Genomic DNA, 14,945 nt, shown 5'->3' with positions numbered 1-14,945 from the left:
CGTCGATCGAACAACCCGAAGACCTGTTACCCCGAAGATGTTGTAAGAACTTGATCCGCTATCCAGTCGAAAACGAGTTTGGGACCTCGGCCCGAGTTGGCATGAGTTAGCGACATCACGTATCCAGCGTCGCTGGAGACCAAATCGTCCGTAACGGTCACCAAAGAACCTTTGTCGAGCAGATCATCGATTAATCCAATCCAGCCCAACGCCACGCCATCGCCAGACAATGCGGCCTGGGTGACCATGTCATAGTTATTAAAACTGATGTAATTTTTTTTTCTCTCGCCCGCTATACCCAAACTATCAAACCACCCTTGCCAGGTTTGCCAAGCAGCGGTTGCGGGTTTTGATAGACTCAATAGTTGAGTTTCCAGTAAATCCGAGGATGATTGGATTGGCCTAATTTTTTCTAATAGCTGTGGGCTGCAAACGGCTGCTACGACCTCTTCTAGAAGTAGTATTTCATCGGGTTTTATTTGGTCCTTTGGTGCTACATGGATTTGTATATCGCAATCGGTATCATCTAGACCGGGTGGAACAGTCGAGGCCAAAATCTGAATTTCGATTTCTTCCCCGATTTCCTCTCGAAGGTATCCCAGACGCGGTAACAACCAGAACGTTGAGAACGCAAAATCGGCAGAAATTCGAACCCTGGGTTTAGTTTTGCGTTCAAGCAAAGAGCTTACTGCATAGTTCATCTGCTCCATCGCAGGTCTTACCACATTCAAAAGCCTCAGACCCTCGTATGTGAGTGAAACACCACGGTGTTCTCTTTTGAAGAGGACGACTCCTAGATCAACCTCGAGACCTTTTATTCGCTGCGAGATCGATGACTGGGTTAGCCCGAGTGCTTCTCCCGCACTCGTAAAATTCCCATGTCTCGCGACCATTTCGAATGCATATAGCGCGACTAGGTTGCGACTTAAATTGGTATTAATTCTGTTAATGCCATCCATAATTACTCAGCTACTGCAAAACAGAGAAAATATATACCAAAAACTGTATCAATGGGCGTGTAAGGCGCCCCAAGAGTGTACACGGGAGCCAATGATGACCAAGCAATGTCGTAACCAGACAGTCCATCCAGCGATCGCCATGCATATCGGTGAAGTAGCCGACGGAACGCTAAGCCGCCGTGAGTTCCTGACGCGTGCGACGGCACTTGGGCTGTCTGCATCGGCTGCTTATTCGATGATTGGTCTAACTCAGCCAGCACAGGCGTCGTCGAATATCCAGCCCGGCGGTACAATTCGTATTCAGCAGGTGGTGCGTGCGCAGCTTGATCCACCGCTTTACAACTGGCCTCAGCTTGGAAATGTGGTCCGAGGATTCTTAGAATATCTTGTTCAGTACAACGCGGACGGTACGTTCGAACCTCGCTTGCTTGAAGGCTGGGAAGTGAACGACGACGCCACGGAGTATGTTCTGCGTGTGCGGCCCGGAGTGAACTGGAATGACGGGCGTGGAACGCTGACGGCCAAGGATGTTGCTTACAACTTTGGTCGATGGTGTGACGGCAGTTGGGAAGGTAACTCTATGGCCGCGCGCATGGGATCCTTACAGAACGAAGCTGGAGATGGCCCGGCCGCAGGCGCATTGGAAGTAGTCGACGATCTGACACTGAAGCTGAAGCTGACGCGACCTGACATCACTATTGTCCCCGCAGTCACAGAATACCCGGCAGCAATCGTGCCCGATGGTTGGTCCGGCGATCCAGCGAATGACCCGGTCGGTACAGGACCATACAAACTGGTCGAGTATCTGGTTGGTGAAAAGGTCGTACTAGAGAAGAACACAGATCACGATTGGTGGGGCGAAGGCGCCTATTTGGATCGGATCGAGTTTATCGACTACGGCACGGATGGCGCAGCACATTTGGCAGCCGCAGAAGCAGAAGAAATCGATATGACCTATGAAACGGTCGGTGAATTTGTCGACATTTACGAAGGCATCGGTTGGAATCAGAGCGAGTCCGTTTCAGCCAATACCATGGTATTGCGAACAAACCGCGATGCCGAAGTGGATGGCATAAAGCCTTATGCGGACGCGCGTGTTCGCCGCGCTCTTGCGATGGCTTGCGACAATGCCATTTTGCTGGAATTGGGATACGCCAATCGTGGGACGCTGGGCGAAAACCATCACGTTTGCCCTATTCATCCGGAATACGCGGACATTGGAGCGCCGGAAAAGGATGTCGAAGGCGCACGCGCATTGTTGGAAGAAGCTGGAATGCTCGACTACGAGCACGAAATCTTCTCGATTGACGATGACTGGCGCCGAAACACAACCGACGCATTAGCGGCACAACTGCGCGATGCTGGGCTCAAGGTAACGCGCACAGTATTGCCGGGTAACACATTTTGGAACGATTGGAATAAATACCCATTCAGCTCAACAGATTGGGGACATCGACCGTTAGGTGTTCAGGTGCTGACCTTGGCATACAAGTCGGGTGTGGCTTGGAATGAAACCGGTCTGGCTAGCGCCGAGTTTGACACGATGCTGGAAGAGGCCTCAGCAATCGCCGATGCAGATACGCGCCGGGTCCGCATGGAAAAGATCGAACAGTTTATGCGGGATGACGGCACGATAATCCAACCTTATTGGCGATCTCTGTACCGCCACTCTCGTCCCGGCGTGGTAGGCGCGGAAAGCCACCCGATTAATGAAATTCACGTGCATAAGCTGGCTCTGGAAAGCTGAGAACTCCAGCAAATTTTAACTCCCCGGACCCGATGAGATTGGCGACGCAGATTATCTGCATCGTTGTCTCATTGGTTTCTTGGGGGAATGGGTAATCGAGTCAGAACAAGCAAATCTATCCACTCTAAAATTAAAAAATAGGGAGAATTTGACTATGGCGATAAAGCCACCTCTTTCGGAACTTCCGATTAAGACCGCTGACAACGGTTTTTATCGGGGGTTCAGCGTAAACGTAACGGTTATCAGTAAAATCATCATCAGTCTGTTGGTTGTCTGGTGCATCGTGTGGCCAACCCAGGCCGGTAGAATCCTCGGCGACTGGAATGCAGCCATCCTAGCTCAGTTTGCCGCGTGGTATATCTGGGTTGTCACCGGATTTGTTATTGTCTGCATCGGTTTGGCCATCTGGCCAGCAGCCGGACGCCTGAACCTGGGTGTTGAAGGCGAAAAGCCTGAATTCTCAAACTTCTCCTGGTTCTCGATGATGTTCGGTGCTGGTATCGGTGTCGGGATGTTGACATGGGCTGTTGCGGAACCCGTCGCGCACTTCAAGAACAACCCATCGGTTATTCAGGGCGTGACAACGGCCCTTGACGCGGACAATGTGCGTACGGCTTATGTCTGGTCCTATCTGCATTGGGGTCTGGGCGCTTGGGCGTGCTATGCGATTGCCGGCCTTGCGCTGGCGTTTTTTAGCTATCGCCGCGGGCTTCCCCTAACGATCCGCTCATCTCTGACGCCACTATTCGGCAAGGCTCTGTCAGGTAACCTTGGCCACCTTATCGATATCGTCGCCGTCGTTGCAACCATCCTCGGTGTGGCGCAGACGCTTGGCTTTGGTGTTGAACAATTCGTGGCAGGCCTGACGCGTATCGGTATTGGCGGCCTGGCACATGCGGATGGCTCGGCCACGACCTTAGGCATCATCGTAGCTTTGCTGGTCATCATGGGGGCGTCGACGCTGTCCGCGCTGTCCGGTGTTGGCAAGGGCATCAAATGGCTGTCGAACATCAACATGGCGCTGTCGATCTTCTTGCTGGGATTCTTCATCCTGTTTGGGGCTACGTTCTTTGGTGCTAAGGCCTTCTTTGTTGGCATTTGGGACTATCTGATCGCTTTACCGTGGCTTAGTTTCAACGTTTATGCGTCCGATGGTGTCGAGGGGTCCGAATCCTTCCTGTTGGCGCAATGGCAAGGCTGGTGGCCAGTTTTCTACTGGGCCTGGTGGATCGCGTTTGCGCCCTTCGTCGGATTGTTTCTGGCGCGCATCTCGCGAGGTCGTTCGATCCGTGAGTTCGTGCTGGGTGCGATGATCGTGCCATCGCTGATGTGCTTTGTCTGGTTTGCCTGGGCTGGTGGTACCGCGATTGATTTGGAGCTAAACGGCGGCGCAAATGGTGTGATCCTTGATGCGGCCAATGGAGACAAGATCTTTGCCATGACCACCTACATGCTCGCACCTATCGCAGAGCTCCTTGCCTGGGCCATGGCGGTCGTCATTGTGATCTTGCTAATGACGTTCCTAGTGACCTCTGCTGACTCGGCTGTGCTGATCGTGAACACGATCAACGCTGCGGGTGACGAGGGACCCAAGGCACGCCCACACATCATGTTCTGGGGCGCAGCGTTGGCGTTGGTGGTCGGAGGCCTTCTGATCTCGGGCGGAACCGGAGCCATTCAGACCGCGATGGTGATCGGAGCATTGCCATTCTCTATCGTCATGGCTTTGATGTGCATCGCGTTAGTCAAAGCAATTTGGAATGACGGGCGTCGAGAAGCCGCCGGTGTCGCATCAACTATTGATCCAGAAACAGCAACGATACTCGCCGAATAGATTTCGCGTATCCAACTGTGACCCCAGGACAGAACTGGGGTCACAAATAGGACAAAGGCTTACACAAAGACCAGCCAAAAATGCAGACTAAGGTGGTACATAGAGACTGCTTGTAATAATCGCAGACTCGCCGTAGGCTGACCGCCACACAGGGATTTGATCAACAAGCCATTGGTAGAATTCGCAAATATTGCGATCTGTACGAGTGCAATTCCAGCTTTCGGGTTTTGTTGTTTTTGTTCTGTTGTCTCGGAATGATCTTTCATTGGGCCACTACCACGGATCTAAGGCATGATCGCTTCGCATTACAACACCGCAACTCGATCATAGAAATCCGAAGCGCATCTGTGACAGGTCCATCCCAAATTAGGCCTTCGAGAGCGAGTTGGGCAACTCCACCTGAGCGCAATCATGGCACCAAACTTCTGCGTTTGCACCAATGTCTTCTTTTGAAAGATGGCTTGATCAAAAAACAGCGGCATTCGTAAGTGTACAAAAACTGAGAGTTTCGCCACCTCCTGCCGTGCGATTAAGACCGGAGCGCGGCCTGAGCATTCACATTCCGTTTCACAAGCTATCTACCAAGACTGGATATACATCATAAACTTCGCATGTGAATCAAATAGCAAAACGCGGGGCTGTAGATGCGCTTACGATGATAGATTTCATACATCGAGATTATAAAGAAAACTTTGGATGTTTGCACAATATTTTGCTCACTCAACACTTTTTGATCCGGCTTAAGTCCTTCCGAAAGTCTCTTTGAGTTCTGCGACTTGAGCTACATCCAGCAACCGGGTTGGCAGACCGCGCAAAGCCACGAGCAGCTTGGCCGTTTCTTCCAGCTCTTCTGCCGCGCAGACTGCTGAGAAGAGGTCCTTTCCCGACACGACCGGGCCATGATTAGCCAAAAGAACCGCACTATACTTGCCGCCCAGTTCGCGGATCAAATCACCTGACTTTGGGTCACCCGGCTTGACGTATGGAACCAGTTTGGCCGTGCCGACGCGCATGACCACGTATGGTGTCAGCGGTGGAATACAGTCATTGGGATTGGTGTCTTCCAGACACGACATTGCGGTGGCCCAGGTCGAATGCAGATGCACCACTGCACCAGCTTCTGGCCGCGTCTCGTAGAAGGCTTGGTGCAGAAAGACCTCCTTGGTCGGCTTGTCACCGGAGACGTGGTTGCCATCCAAATCAATCTTAGCGATGCGCTCGGGGTCGATATCGCCCAAGGTGGAATTGGTTGGTGTCATGAGGATGCCGTCGTGCAGACGTGCAGAGACGTTGCCAGCAGTGCCGACGGAGAATCCACGCGCAAACAGCGAGGCGCACAGCTCGGACATCTGTTGTCGCAGTACCTGTTCTTCAGAACTCATTTGCCTGCCTCCATCATTCTCAGTGCCTTCGCGAAAAAGTCCGGAGCGCCAAAGTTCCCAGACTTTAGAGCCAGCGCAATGGGTTTAGTTTTTCCAACGCTCAGGACTGGTACACCCGGGTCTATCTCTGGTCCAATTGACATGGCCGGAGACCCCAGTGCCTCAGAGACAGCCTTGGCAACGGCTCCCGACGTCTCTCCCCCTGCCACCACCAATCGCTTGTAGCCCTTTTGGACAAGTTCTCGGGCGGTATCTTCAAAGAGACTATCCAGTTTTTCTGCAGCCGCTTCCTGACCGAATTGACCTTGTACCGCGCGCACATCATCCGGGCTTCCCGATGAATAGGCGAGCGGTGCCTGACCCGGATGCGTTTCAAAGAAATCCAGAAGCGTTTGCATAGTCACATCCCCGGACATAACACCCGGAACGTCAATGGCGAAGGTCGGATGGGATTTCGCATGAACATCGATCTGACCACGGGTCGCACCTGAGCAAGACCCTGCAAGGATAGCGGCGGGCCCAGCGATACCTGTGAATACACTGCCACCTCTTTTGGACGAAGCTTTTCTGACGAAGTTCTTGGGTAGCCCCAGCGCTATCCCAGATCCCCCAGTAATGAGCTGGGCATCCTTCAGAGCCTCGCCCCAGGCCAGCAAATCTTCGTCCGAAATCGCATCACCGATCGCAAAGCGCTCGTCTGCGTTCTGCAAAGCATCAGCAATCGCCTCTGGTCCCTGCTTCACGGTGTCAATTGACACCAGCCCAACCGCTTCTTTGGTCTGATGCCGCAACCAACGCCTGATGTTCGCATCCGTCATCGGAGTAAGAGGGTGATTTTCCATCCCAGACTCGTGCAAGAGCTTACCGAGCACAAATAGATGACCGTGATAAACAGTGCGTCCCGTTGTCGGAAAGGCCGGGCAGAAAACCACCTTTTGTGCATCCAGTTCGTTGGCCAGCGCTTCCGCGACAGGGCCGATGTTGCCCTCAATTCTGGAATCGAAGGTCGAGCAATATTTGAAGATGAACTGCTGGCATCCTTGATCTTTAAACCATCGCAGCGCCTGCAAGCTGTCTGCAATGGCTTCCTCGACCGGTGCTGTGCGGCTCTTGAGTGAGATCACACCCGCTTCGATCTCCTTATCCGCCGGGGCAGTCGGAATACCCGGAAACTGAGCCGTTCGTAACCCACCTTCCGGCTCAGCGCCCTTCGCCAACGTGTTCGCAATATCACTCGCACCAGTAAAATCGTCCGCTATGACGCCGATTAGCATATATCAATGTCCTTCGTCGGCCCAGGATCCAGCCGATGGATGTGCGGTGCCGCACCGACGGGAAAAATCTCACGCACAATTGGATCATGGCCGGGCACGATAAGTCGAGGATGCGAGGCCAACTTCTCCAGAGTTTTGAAACCATCCATCATGTCCTGCAAATCGACGACGATTGGAAAAGCTTTTCGCGCCATGAAATTCTCGTAGTAATGCGAGGCATCCGAGGCCAGAACCATCCACCCGGCTGCTGTTCTTACACGAACACATTGCAACCCCCGCGAATGCCCGCCGATACAGTGTACGGTCACCCCATCTGCTATCTCGGCCTCTCCGTCGTAGAACACGACCTTGCCTGAATAGAGGCGCTTTACGACCTCGCAGATATGGCCCGCCGAGAAAGGCGCGCGTAAGTGGTCGTGGCACATGCAGGGACCTGTGGCGAAGGCCATTTCCGCCGATTGCATGTGCAACTTCGCATTTGGGAACATATGCAGCCCCCCAGCGTGGTCATAATGAAGATGGGTCACGATAACCTCGGTCACCGCTTCAGGCATGATGTCCAATGGGCGCAAAGCCTCGCGTGGGTCCATCACAATAGGACGTCCACGGGCGGCTGCCTCGTCGCCGTCGTATCCGGTATCGACCAGTATAACTTTGTTGCCACGCTTGAGCACCCAAACGAAATAGTCCATCGCGTGAGGTGCATCGTGATTGTCATCCAATATGAAGCTGTCGCGTCGAGTGCGGGCATTTCGATCCGCGTATTTCACGGCGTGAATTTCCCAATCGTTCATCGGATGACCTCGGAATACTGGTGAACAGTCTTGGTGGCGATCATATCAGCCACAGCCGTATCGAAGGACTGGAAATGCGCGCTTTCCAGGTGGGCGGAGAACGCCACGCTGTCATCATAAACCTCATAGAGAAAAACTGTCTCGGGATCGTCGCCTAGGCAAACGTCAAACTGCTGGCATCCGGGTTCTTCACGCAAAGAGGTTGAAGCGTTTTCGACCATTAGCGGCAAAAAGGTTTCTCTCGTACCGGGCTTGAGAGTGAAGGTGACGGTAACCACAAACATCAGACGGAAAGTCCTTTCAGACGTGAGAAAGCGCGCTTTGCCACGGGCAGTTGGCTGAGGATCAGACCAACGTTGAGCACAAGTAGAATGGCCGCACCGGGTCGTGAAAAGAAGACCGAAAGATCCCCGTCCGACAAGAACAGCGATCGGCGGAAAGTTTCGTCAAACAGGCTTCCCAGTATAACCCCAATAACCAGCGGGGCGATTGGGTACTTCATCAGGTTCATAAAATAGGCGACGGCGCCGACACCAAGCATCAGGTAGAGATCATTGATGCCACCACCGACGCTGAAGGACCCGATTGTTGTCAGAACCATCACAACCGGCAAGAAGATGGTCTGCGGTATGGCGAGTATTTTGATAAAGACCCGAGCAGTGAACAGGCCCATCAAGAACATAGTCAGGGATGCCAACACCAGGATTGCGACTACGCGCAGAATGATCTCGGGGTCTATCGTGGGGCCCGGGATCACGTTGTTGATCTTGAAAGCCCCCATTAAAGCCGCGGCGGGTGGTGAACCGGGAATGCCCAAAACCAAAAGCGGGATTAGCGCGCCCCCAATGCAGGCGTTGTTTGCTGTTTCAGAGCATAGCAGACCTTCCAATGACCCTTTTCCGAACTTGTCGCCCTCGGCAGATACGGTCTTGCCGACACCGTAGCTGACCCAACCGGCGACATCTTCGCCGACGCCAGGAAGCGCTCCCACCCCGGTCCCAATCACTCCTGACCGGCCAATGGTGGGCAGGTAGCGTCGGATGGAGCGTAGGTTCGGAAGGATGCGACCTTTCAGGGCCAGAACTTTCCCGGCCTCAACATGCCTCAAGCCGTCGATGATTTGGGGGATGGCGAAGGCCCCCATCAAAACTGGCACGACCTGAAACCCGCTCAACAAGTAAGACCAGCCGAAAGTATAGCGCGGCTCAGACAGAAGCGGATCGAGCCCCACCATAGACATTGCAAGCCCGATCAGACCGGCGATCCATCCCTTGATCACCAGATCCTCGCTCATAAGTGTGCCAGATAGAAGGATGCCAAACAAAGCCAAGAGTGCTTTTTCCGGACTCGCGATGTTCTTCGAAACCAAAAGCAGTGCCCAGACAAAAATCAAAAGCGTGATCGTCCCGATAACCGTACCGATAAAGCTGGCCGTTGTGGTCAGACCAAGTGCTTCGCCCCCTCGACCTGCTTTGGCCAGAGGGTAGCCATCCATGGCCGTCGCCGCGCTGGCTGCTGTGCCAGGTATGTTCAGCAGAATAGACGGGTAAGAGCCGCCGTAAATCGCGCCGACATAGGCCCCGAGCAAAGCGATAAGCGAATAGTCCAATGGGATCTTGTTGCCGAAAAATCCCGTCAGGATCGTCACTGCCAGCGTTGCGGTCAGGCCGGGCAATGCGCCGAACGTGATGCCTAGGAACACGGAAGCAATCAAATACAGATAGGTCAGCGGGTCCTCTGCCAGACCAACGAATGCGGTCCCAAACCCAGCCAGTTGCGAAAGGATAAAGTCCATCCGGTCAGTCTTTCCATAACGGACGAAGCGTCACGTAGTAGTGGTATTCGATTTGCTTGAAGATCGGCCCCCCGCGCGCGGGCACGTTCTGTCGGAAAATAAAGGCCATCGCGCAGACGAGGATCAGCGGGGCCAGTATTGCGACGACTGGCACAAACCGCAAAACGCGTTCGGAAGCCGATTTGATCAACACCACAAATGATAGCGAGACCCATAGGGCCAGTGTAAACCAATCATCACCGTGTGCATTCCATTCCGCCTGCGCGGGAAACACGGCGAACGCAAAAACCCCGGCAGAAACAACTGCGATACAGGCTACCAAAGCACGCCGCGCGTGACCGCCGTAGTAGCCGTAAGTCAAAGCTGTAATCAGTAACCCCGAGCACAATATGAAGTCCACTCTGGGAACCAGCCCGACGACGTATGCAAGAAGGATCAGGCCTATTGTTGTTGCTCGATAGGCTTCCGACTTATCCCATCCAATCCCCAAAGCCGTGAGTGCGTTCTGGGCTCCACCTGAGCGGATCGAATTAGCCAGCAAGACGAAGGACAACACAAGCAATCCACAGAAGATGAACAACGGTACAATTGCAGCCGAGTTGTACCAGTCCGACCCACTTACACCTGCGCGGTTTTCACCCCAAAGTGGGATGTCCAACGTCTTCCAAAGGAAAAAGACGGACACTGTTATTAGAACAATCGCAGCCCAGAAATCGCGGGTCCGCATGACCAGTGTTTCGTCGATTTTGTCCATGCCTGCCTCCTGGAGGAAAGGGCGCGATCAGACGCGCCCTTCCAAAGTTGATCGGATTAGGGCTTCTCGATACCCAGCGAGGCTGGATCGACCGTGGCAGCGCCCAAATCTTGCAAGGTATAGGCAAAAGTAGCCTCAAGGTTCGCAAACAATTCTTGAGCTTCTTCGCCGTGTTGACCACCGACATCATAATTGTTTGCCTCAGCCCATTCAGCGACGGTATCGGATGCAATCGCCTGCTCGAACGCTTCGCCGAGGGCCGCCTTCACATCATCTCCAGCCGAGCTGTGAACGGCAAATCCGATGGCTTGTTTTAGTGGCAGATACTTGTCGAGACCGTCATAGATGCCAAAGGCAGATGGCACTGTAGCTCCGGCAATCTGCGCATCTTCCGGTGTCAACATCGCAAGTGGCTTCAACTGTCCGCCTTCGATCAAAGGAGCTTGTTCAGCCAGCGAAGTCACAACCAACGCAACCTCACCTGCTATCGCCGCTTCCTGCCCGGGCGCTGAGCCTTTGTATGGAACAAACTTGAACTCTGCACCGGACCCTTTCTCGATGGCGAGAAGATTCAAGTGGTGGATCGAACCCGCGCCGGACGCGGCAGCGGGAATAGTGCCAGGTGCGGCTTTGGCAGCGTCGACCAGTTCTTCCAGAGTATTGTAAGGGCTGTCCGCCGGAACCGAGATCAGATCGGGTGATCCGCCAACAATAAACGGATACCAAAAGTCAAATTTCTTGTCCCAACCGCCCTGCACAGCAGCGGTGACGTTCGACTCAGACAGACCAACCAGCGTATAGCCATCGTCTGGTTGGTTCATGACATAGACCATGCCGTTGGAGCCTGCGACCCCACCGGTTTGGTTGATCACATTGATCGAAACTGGAAGGTGTTTTTCCATTTCGGCCATGATCATTCGGTTGATCGTGTCCGTGCCGCCACCGGCCCCCCAGACCACAGCTGTGGTGATATCACGGTAAGGGTAATCCTGCGCGGTAGCAGCCCCTGAAATCCCGGTTGCAATCACGGCTGCAGCCGCCAACTGCCCTAACTTCAGTTTCATTTCCAAGTCCTCCCAAACATCTTTGCGTTTATTATTGCATTTATTTGCGTATACATTAAAGAATGCATTGTCAACGGACTGTAGCGAAAGCTGCTATCGCGCTATGAATGCGAAACGGGAAGGAAGCGGGCTAAGATGAAGAAAAGTTATGATGTGGCAGTGTTCCACGGGGACGGAATCGGCCCGGAAATTATGGCCCCTACGCTTGAAATTCTGCGTCAGCTCTCGCGCGGCAGTCCTTCCTACGAACTGGTGTTTACAGGCGCTCCGGCGGGCGCAGCCCACTACGCCAAAACTGGAGAATCGTTTCCGACTGGTTCACTTGAAACTGCACGCAAGGCTGATGCGATTCTGCTATCTGCAATGGGTTTGCCGGATGTTCGCTACCCTGACGGAACCGAGATTTCACCACAGATCGACCTGCGGAAGCAGCTCGGCCTTTTTGCCGGCGTGCGTCCGGTAAAGGTTAGCAGCGGACAAATGACCCCCTTGGCGCTGCCTCCCGGAAAAGAGATCGACTTTGTCTTGATTCGTGAAAGCACTGAAGGGTTGTTCTTCACTCAAGGCGCGGGGGAAGTCACCGAAGACGAGGCACGTGAAACCCTTTTGATCACGCGCGAGATATCTGAAAAGCTATTCCGGTTCGCGTTTGAACTTGCCAAAAACCGAAAGGCTTCAGGGCGTGGCAAGGGGCGGGTTACCTGTGTCGACAAGGCCAATGTGTTCCGCGCCTTTGCATTCTTCAGATCGATGTTTGACGCTGAAGCCGCTCGCCATCCCAAATTGCGGGCAGACCATGCTTATGTTGATGCCACTGCGCTTTGGATGGTGCAGAAGCCTTGGGAATTCGATGTTTTGGTGACTGAAAACATGTTCGGCGACATCCTTTCTGACCTTGGCGCCGGCCTTATGGGCGGTCTTGGATTGGCTCCTTCAGCAGATATCGGGTTGAACCACGCCGTGTTCCAACCCTGTCACGGCTCTGCTCCGGACATTGCGGGACAAGACATTGCCAATCCTTTCGCGATGATCCTGTCTGCAGCAATGATGCTTGAATGGTTAGGGTTGACCCATAATCATCCAGAACTGTCCAAAGATGGCGAACGTTTACGGGAAGCCGTGGAAAAGGTGACTGAGAGCGGTCAAAACCTGACGCGTGACCTAGGTGGCACGGCCGGAACGCAGGACGCAGCCTCATCGGTATTGGAAGCATTGCTGGCATGAATACTCAACAAGCCATCACGGTCGCGTGTGTGGGAGCGGGGTATTTCAGCAAGTTCCACTACGAAAGCTGGTCTCGAATGCCCGGAGCGGTTCCGATTGCATCCTGCAACCGTGACATCAAAAAGGCGAAAGAAACAGGACTGGCCGCTTACGATGATCTGTCAAAAATGCTGGAGGCGGAAAAACCAGATCTCGTGGACATCATCCTTCCGCCTGTTGCGCAGGCCGATGCCATCCGAACGGCGCTGCACTCTGGAATAAAGTGGTTGATCTGCCAAAAACCTTTCTGCATGTCGCTGCATGAAGCTGAGAAAATTGTTTCAGAGGCCGAAGCGGTAGGAGCAACTATTGTTGTACACGAGAACTTTCGCTTTCAACCTTGGTATCGCGCGATCAAAGAGGCGATGACCGAGGGTCGAATTGGTACACCTCTACAAGCTACTTTCCGGCTTCGGCCCGGCGACGGACAGGGACCACGAGCCTACCTTGACCGGCAGCCGTATTTTCAGGACATGCCGCGTTTCCTGGTTCATGAAACAGCGGTTCACTGGGTCGACACATTCCGATTCTTGTTCGATGCGCCCAGCGCAGTTTATGCGGACTTGCGTCAAGTGAACCCCATTATCGCGGGTGAGGACGCCGGCTATATCCTGTTTGATCATCCCAATGGTTTGAAAGCTCTGTTCGATGGGAACCGGTGTCTTGACCACAGCGCCAAAAACCTGCGTCAAACTATGGGTGAAGCTCTCATTGAAGGAACAACAGGATCATTGGTTCTTGACGGCGATGGTTCAGTTGAACTCCGCGCTTTTGGAAAGCAGGCGCAGCAGCAAATTCTACCTCCAAGCGATCATAATGGATTTGGCGGCGATTGCGTCCACGCCTTGCAAAGTCACGTCGTTTCAGGCCTTGTAAAGGGCACGCCGCTGGAAAACACGGCTCGAGACTATTTGGACGTGATCCGCATCGAAGAGAGCATCTATCTCTCGGCTGCGGAGGGACGAAAGATCAACCTGGAGACGCCGTGAAGGGTCAAGACGCAAAAACTCTTTCCAATACGCAACGCGCCGTTAGGGATTTGCGGCAGATGATCCTATCCGGCGAACTTGCAGCCGGAACTGACCACCTAGAGTCGGAACTCGCCGAAACCCTTGGTATGTCCCGCACCCCGATACGGGAAGCTGCGCTGATGTTGGAAAGCAAGGGATTGTTGGAGATGCGGCCCCGCAAAGGCGTGCGGATACTGCCGGTTTCATCAGACGATATGCGTGAAATCTACGACATCCTGACGGAGCTCGAGAGCCTCGCTGCACAACGCGCTGCCGAAGCGGGTTATTCAGAAGATGAACTTTCGGTACTTGCTGGATCAATTGCGAAGATGGACCGAGCCATCGAAGCCGAAGATCTTGAAGCCTGGGCCGAGGCCGATGAGTTATTTCATCAAGAGCTCGTTCGGTTGGGCGGCAACAAACGGGTCGAAGCGATTGTCGCCATGATGAGCGACCAGGTGCGCCGCGCGCGCGCAACGACCTTGTTCATCAGACCCCTGCCCGTCAAATCCAATGAAGATCATCGGGTTGTTTTCCAAGCGATTAGTGAAGGTCGTCCGGATGTCGCCCGTGAACGTCATCGAGAACACAGGCTGCAAGCCAAGGCTATGCTTTGCGAGATACTCGAAAAGCATCGGCTCAACAGCCTCTAATCTTCTCGTATCCGGTAATTGGGCGTCTAGGGAAAAGCTCTTTGAACATCGTCTTAGTCCATTACAATTGTGCCGCCATTTATCTGGCAATGATGGGGTGATTGGTGGATTGGATACGTTTTTTGGATGAGGATCGCTCAGGAATAGCGGCATACTAAAGAGCTTCCTCAACCGCTGCGTTGATAAGAAAATAGAGGGGCCAACTCGAATAATCGTTATAGCAGACCATGCCGTAGCTTCCTAGGCAATATCACATGAACACGCAAGCTACCTTACAGTAAGACCACTAATCAAAATGCTGCACAGGTATATTAGGAGCGGCTTTGATCCACGCTGTTGCCTTCCAAATACCAGCAAATCAGGGAGCCGAGGCTTGCGATCGCGCCATGAAATCGAAACAGAGATTTCTCATCATC

Annotated in this window: 13 protein-coding genes and 1 pseudogene; 5 read left to right on the top strand and 9 right to left on the bottom strand. The window is 53.5% G+C overall.

Features of this window, described 5'->3' with window-relative positions; genetic code table 11:
- Nucleotides 1-26: 26 nt before the first annotated feature.
- Nucleotides 27-710, bottom strand: a complete 684-nt coding sequence (locus tag AC2TEM_RS13595) for a LysR substrate-binding domain-containing protein (protein WP_480790426.1) — start codon at nt 708-710, stop codon at nt 27-29.
- A gap of 42 nt (nt 711-752) precedes the next feature.
- Nucleotides 753-959, bottom strand: a pseudogene (locus AC2TEM_RS13590) (helix-turn-helix domain-containing protein); the annotation flags it as partial.
- A 94-nt stretch (nt 960-1,053) separates the two neighbouring features.
- On the opposite strand from AC2TEM_RS13590, the gene AC2TEM_RS13585 reads away from it, so the two are divergent.
- Together AC2TEM_RS13585 and AC2TEM_RS13580 are read left to right on the top strand one after the other, a co-directional pair.
- Nucleotides 1,054-2,706, top strand: a complete 1,653-nt coding sequence (locus tag AC2TEM_RS13585; protein ID WP_170423481.1) for an ABC transporter substrate-binding protein — start codon at nt 1,054-1,056, stop codon at nt 2,704-2,706.
- Between the two features lie 154 nt (nt 2,707-2,860).
- Nucleotides 2,861-4,540, top strand: coding sequence for a BCCT family transporter (locus AC2TEM_RS13580; RefSeq protein ID WP_170423479.1), 1,680 nt, complete (start codon nt 2,861-2,863; stop codon nt 4,538-4,540).
- A gap of 740 nt (nt 4,541-5,280) precedes the next feature.
- On the opposite strand, the gene otnC is transcribed toward AC2TEM_RS13580, so the two are convergent.
- Genes otnC through AC2TEM_RS13545 form a run of 7 tightly spaced genes read right to left on the bottom strand, consistent with a single transcriptional unit; the run spans nt 5,281 to nt 11,603 of the window.
- Nucleotides 5,281-5,922, bottom strand: a complete 642-nt coding sequence (gene otnC, locus AC2TEM_RS13575) for a 3-oxo-tetronate 4-phosphate decarboxylase (protein WP_170423477.1) — start codon at nt 5,920-5,922, stop codon at nt 5,281-5,283.
- Nucleotides 5,919-7,196: a 3-oxo-tetronate kinase gene (gene otnK, locus AC2TEM_RS13570; protein ID WP_170423475.1), complete on the bottom strand. Its 1,278-nt coding sequence runs from the start codon at nt 7,194-7,196 to the stop codon at nt 5,919-5,921. Before otnK ends, otnC begins: the two co-directional genes overlap by 4 nt.
- The gene (locus AC2TEM_RS13565) at nt 7,190-7,990 is read right to left on the bottom strand and encodes an N-acyl homoserine lactonase family protein (protein WP_170423473.1); all 801 of its coding nucleotides are present in this window, start codon (nt 7,988-7,990) and stop codon (nt 7,190-7,192) included. Before AC2TEM_RS13565 ends, otnK begins: the two co-directional genes overlap by 7 nt.
- Complete coding sequence (locus tag AC2TEM_RS13560; RefSeq protein ID WP_170423472.1) at nt 7,987-8,274, bottom strand: putative quinol monooxygenase; 288 nt, start codon at nt 8,272-8,274, stop codon at nt 7,987-7,989. Before AC2TEM_RS13560 ends, AC2TEM_RS13565 begins: the two co-directional genes overlap by 4 nt.
- Nucleotides 8,274-9,785, bottom strand: a complete 1,512-nt coding sequence (locus AC2TEM_RS13555; protein ID WP_170423470.1) for a tripartite tricarboxylate transporter permease — start codon at nt 9,783-9,785, stop codon at nt 8,274-8,276. Before AC2TEM_RS13555 ends, AC2TEM_RS13560 begins: the two co-directional genes overlap by 1 nt.
- 4 nt (nt 9,786-9,789) lie before the next feature.
- Complete coding sequence (locus AC2TEM_RS13550) at nt 9,790-10,539, bottom strand: hypothetical protein (protein ID WP_480790321.1); 750 nt, start codon at nt 10,537-10,539, stop codon at nt 9,790-9,792.
- A gap of 56 nt (nt 10,540-10,595) precedes the next feature.
- Entirely contained in the window at nt 10,596-11,603 is a 1,008-nt protein-coding gene (locus AC2TEM_RS13545; protein WP_170423468.1) for a tripartite tricarboxylate transporter substrate binding protein, read from the bottom strand.
- Nucleotides 11,604-11,738: 135 nt separating this feature from the next.
- On the opposite strand from AC2TEM_RS13545, the gene AC2TEM_RS13540 reads away from it, so the two are divergent.
- From AC2TEM_RS13540 to AC2TEM_RS13530, 3 genes are read left to right on the top strand one after another with little or no spacing between them, the layout of a single operon-like run.
- The gene (locus AC2TEM_RS13540; protein WP_170423466.1) at nt 11,739-12,827 is read left to right on the top strand and encodes an isocitrate/isopropylmalate family dehydrogenase; all 1,089 of its coding nucleotides are present in this window, start codon (nt 11,739-11,741) and stop codon (nt 12,825-12,827) included.
- Nucleotides 12,824-13,855 carry a Gfo/Idh/MocA family protein gene (locus tag AC2TEM_RS13535; protein WP_170423464.1) on the top strand — a complete coding sequence of 344 codons (1,032 nt, stop codon included), beginning with the start codon at nt 12,824-12,826 and terminating at the stop codon, nt 13,853-13,855. Before AC2TEM_RS13540 ends, AC2TEM_RS13535 begins: the two co-directional genes overlap by 4 nt.
- The gene (locus AC2TEM_RS13530) at nt 13,852-14,529 is read left to right on the top strand and encodes a GntR family transcriptional regulator (protein WP_170395106.1); all 678 of its coding nucleotides are present in this window, start codon (nt 13,852-13,854) and stop codon (nt 14,527-14,529) included. Before AC2TEM_RS13535 ends, AC2TEM_RS13530 begins: the two co-directional genes overlap by 4 nt.
- The last annotated feature ends 416 nt before the right edge of the window (nt 14,530-14,945 follow it).

Source organism: Ruegeria sp. HKCCD3925, from assembly GCF_057221175.1.
Note: the sequence above shows the minus strand (reverse complement) of the source record. Positions and strands in the feature narration are given on the sequence as shown.

Excerpts from the sequence above, each read along its gene's own strand:
- AC2TEM_RS13555 (WP_170423470.1), bottom strand. The coding sequence starts at position 9,785 with ATGGACTTTATCCTTTCGCAACTGGCTGGGTTTGGGACCGCATTCGTT.
- AC2TEM_RS13585 (WP_170423481.1), top strand. The coding sequence starts at position 1,054 with ATGACCAAGCAATGTCGTAACCAGACAGTCCATCCAGCGATCGCCATG.
- AC2TEM_RS13565 (WP_170423473.1), bottom strand. The coding sequence starts at position 7,990 with ATGAACGATTGGGAAATTCACGCCGTGAAATACGCGGATCGAAATGCC.
- AC2TEM_RS13535 (WP_170423464.1), top strand. The coding sequence starts at position 12,824 with ATGAATACTCAACAAGCCATCACGGTCGCGTGTGTGGGAGCGGGGTAT.
- AC2TEM_RS13580 (WP_170423479.1), top strand. The coding sequence starts at position 2,861 with ATGGCGATAAAGCCACCTCTTTCGGAACTTCCGATTAAGACCGCTGAC.
- AC2TEM_RS13560 (WP_170423472.1), bottom strand. The coding sequence starts at position 8,274 with ATGTTTGTGGTTACCGTCACCTTCACTCTCAAGCCCGGTACGAGAGAA.
- otnC (WP_170423477.1), bottom strand. The coding sequence starts at position 5,922 with ATGAGTTCTGAAGAACAGGTACTGCGACAACAGATGTCCGAGCTGTGC.
- AC2TEM_RS13540 (WP_170423466.1), top strand. The coding sequence starts at position 11,739 with ATGAAGAAAAGTTATGATGTGGCAGTGTTCCACGGGGACGGAATCGGC.
- AC2TEM_RS13595 (WP_480790426.1), bottom strand. The coding sequence starts at position 710 with ATGGAGCAGATGAACTATGCAGTAAGCTCTTTGCTTGAACGCAAAACT.
- otnK (WP_170423475.1), bottom strand. The coding sequence starts at position 7,196 with ATGCTAATCGGCGTCATAGCGGACGATTTTACTGGTGCGAGTGATATT.
- AC2TEM_RS13545 (WP_170423468.1), bottom strand. The coding sequence starts at position 11,603 with ATGAAACTGAAGTTAGGGCAGTTGGCGGCTGCAGCCGTGATTGCAACC.
- AC2TEM_RS13550 (WP_480790321.1), bottom strand. The coding sequence starts at position 10,539 with ATGGACAAAATCGACGAAACACTGGTCATGCGGACCCGCGATTTCTGG.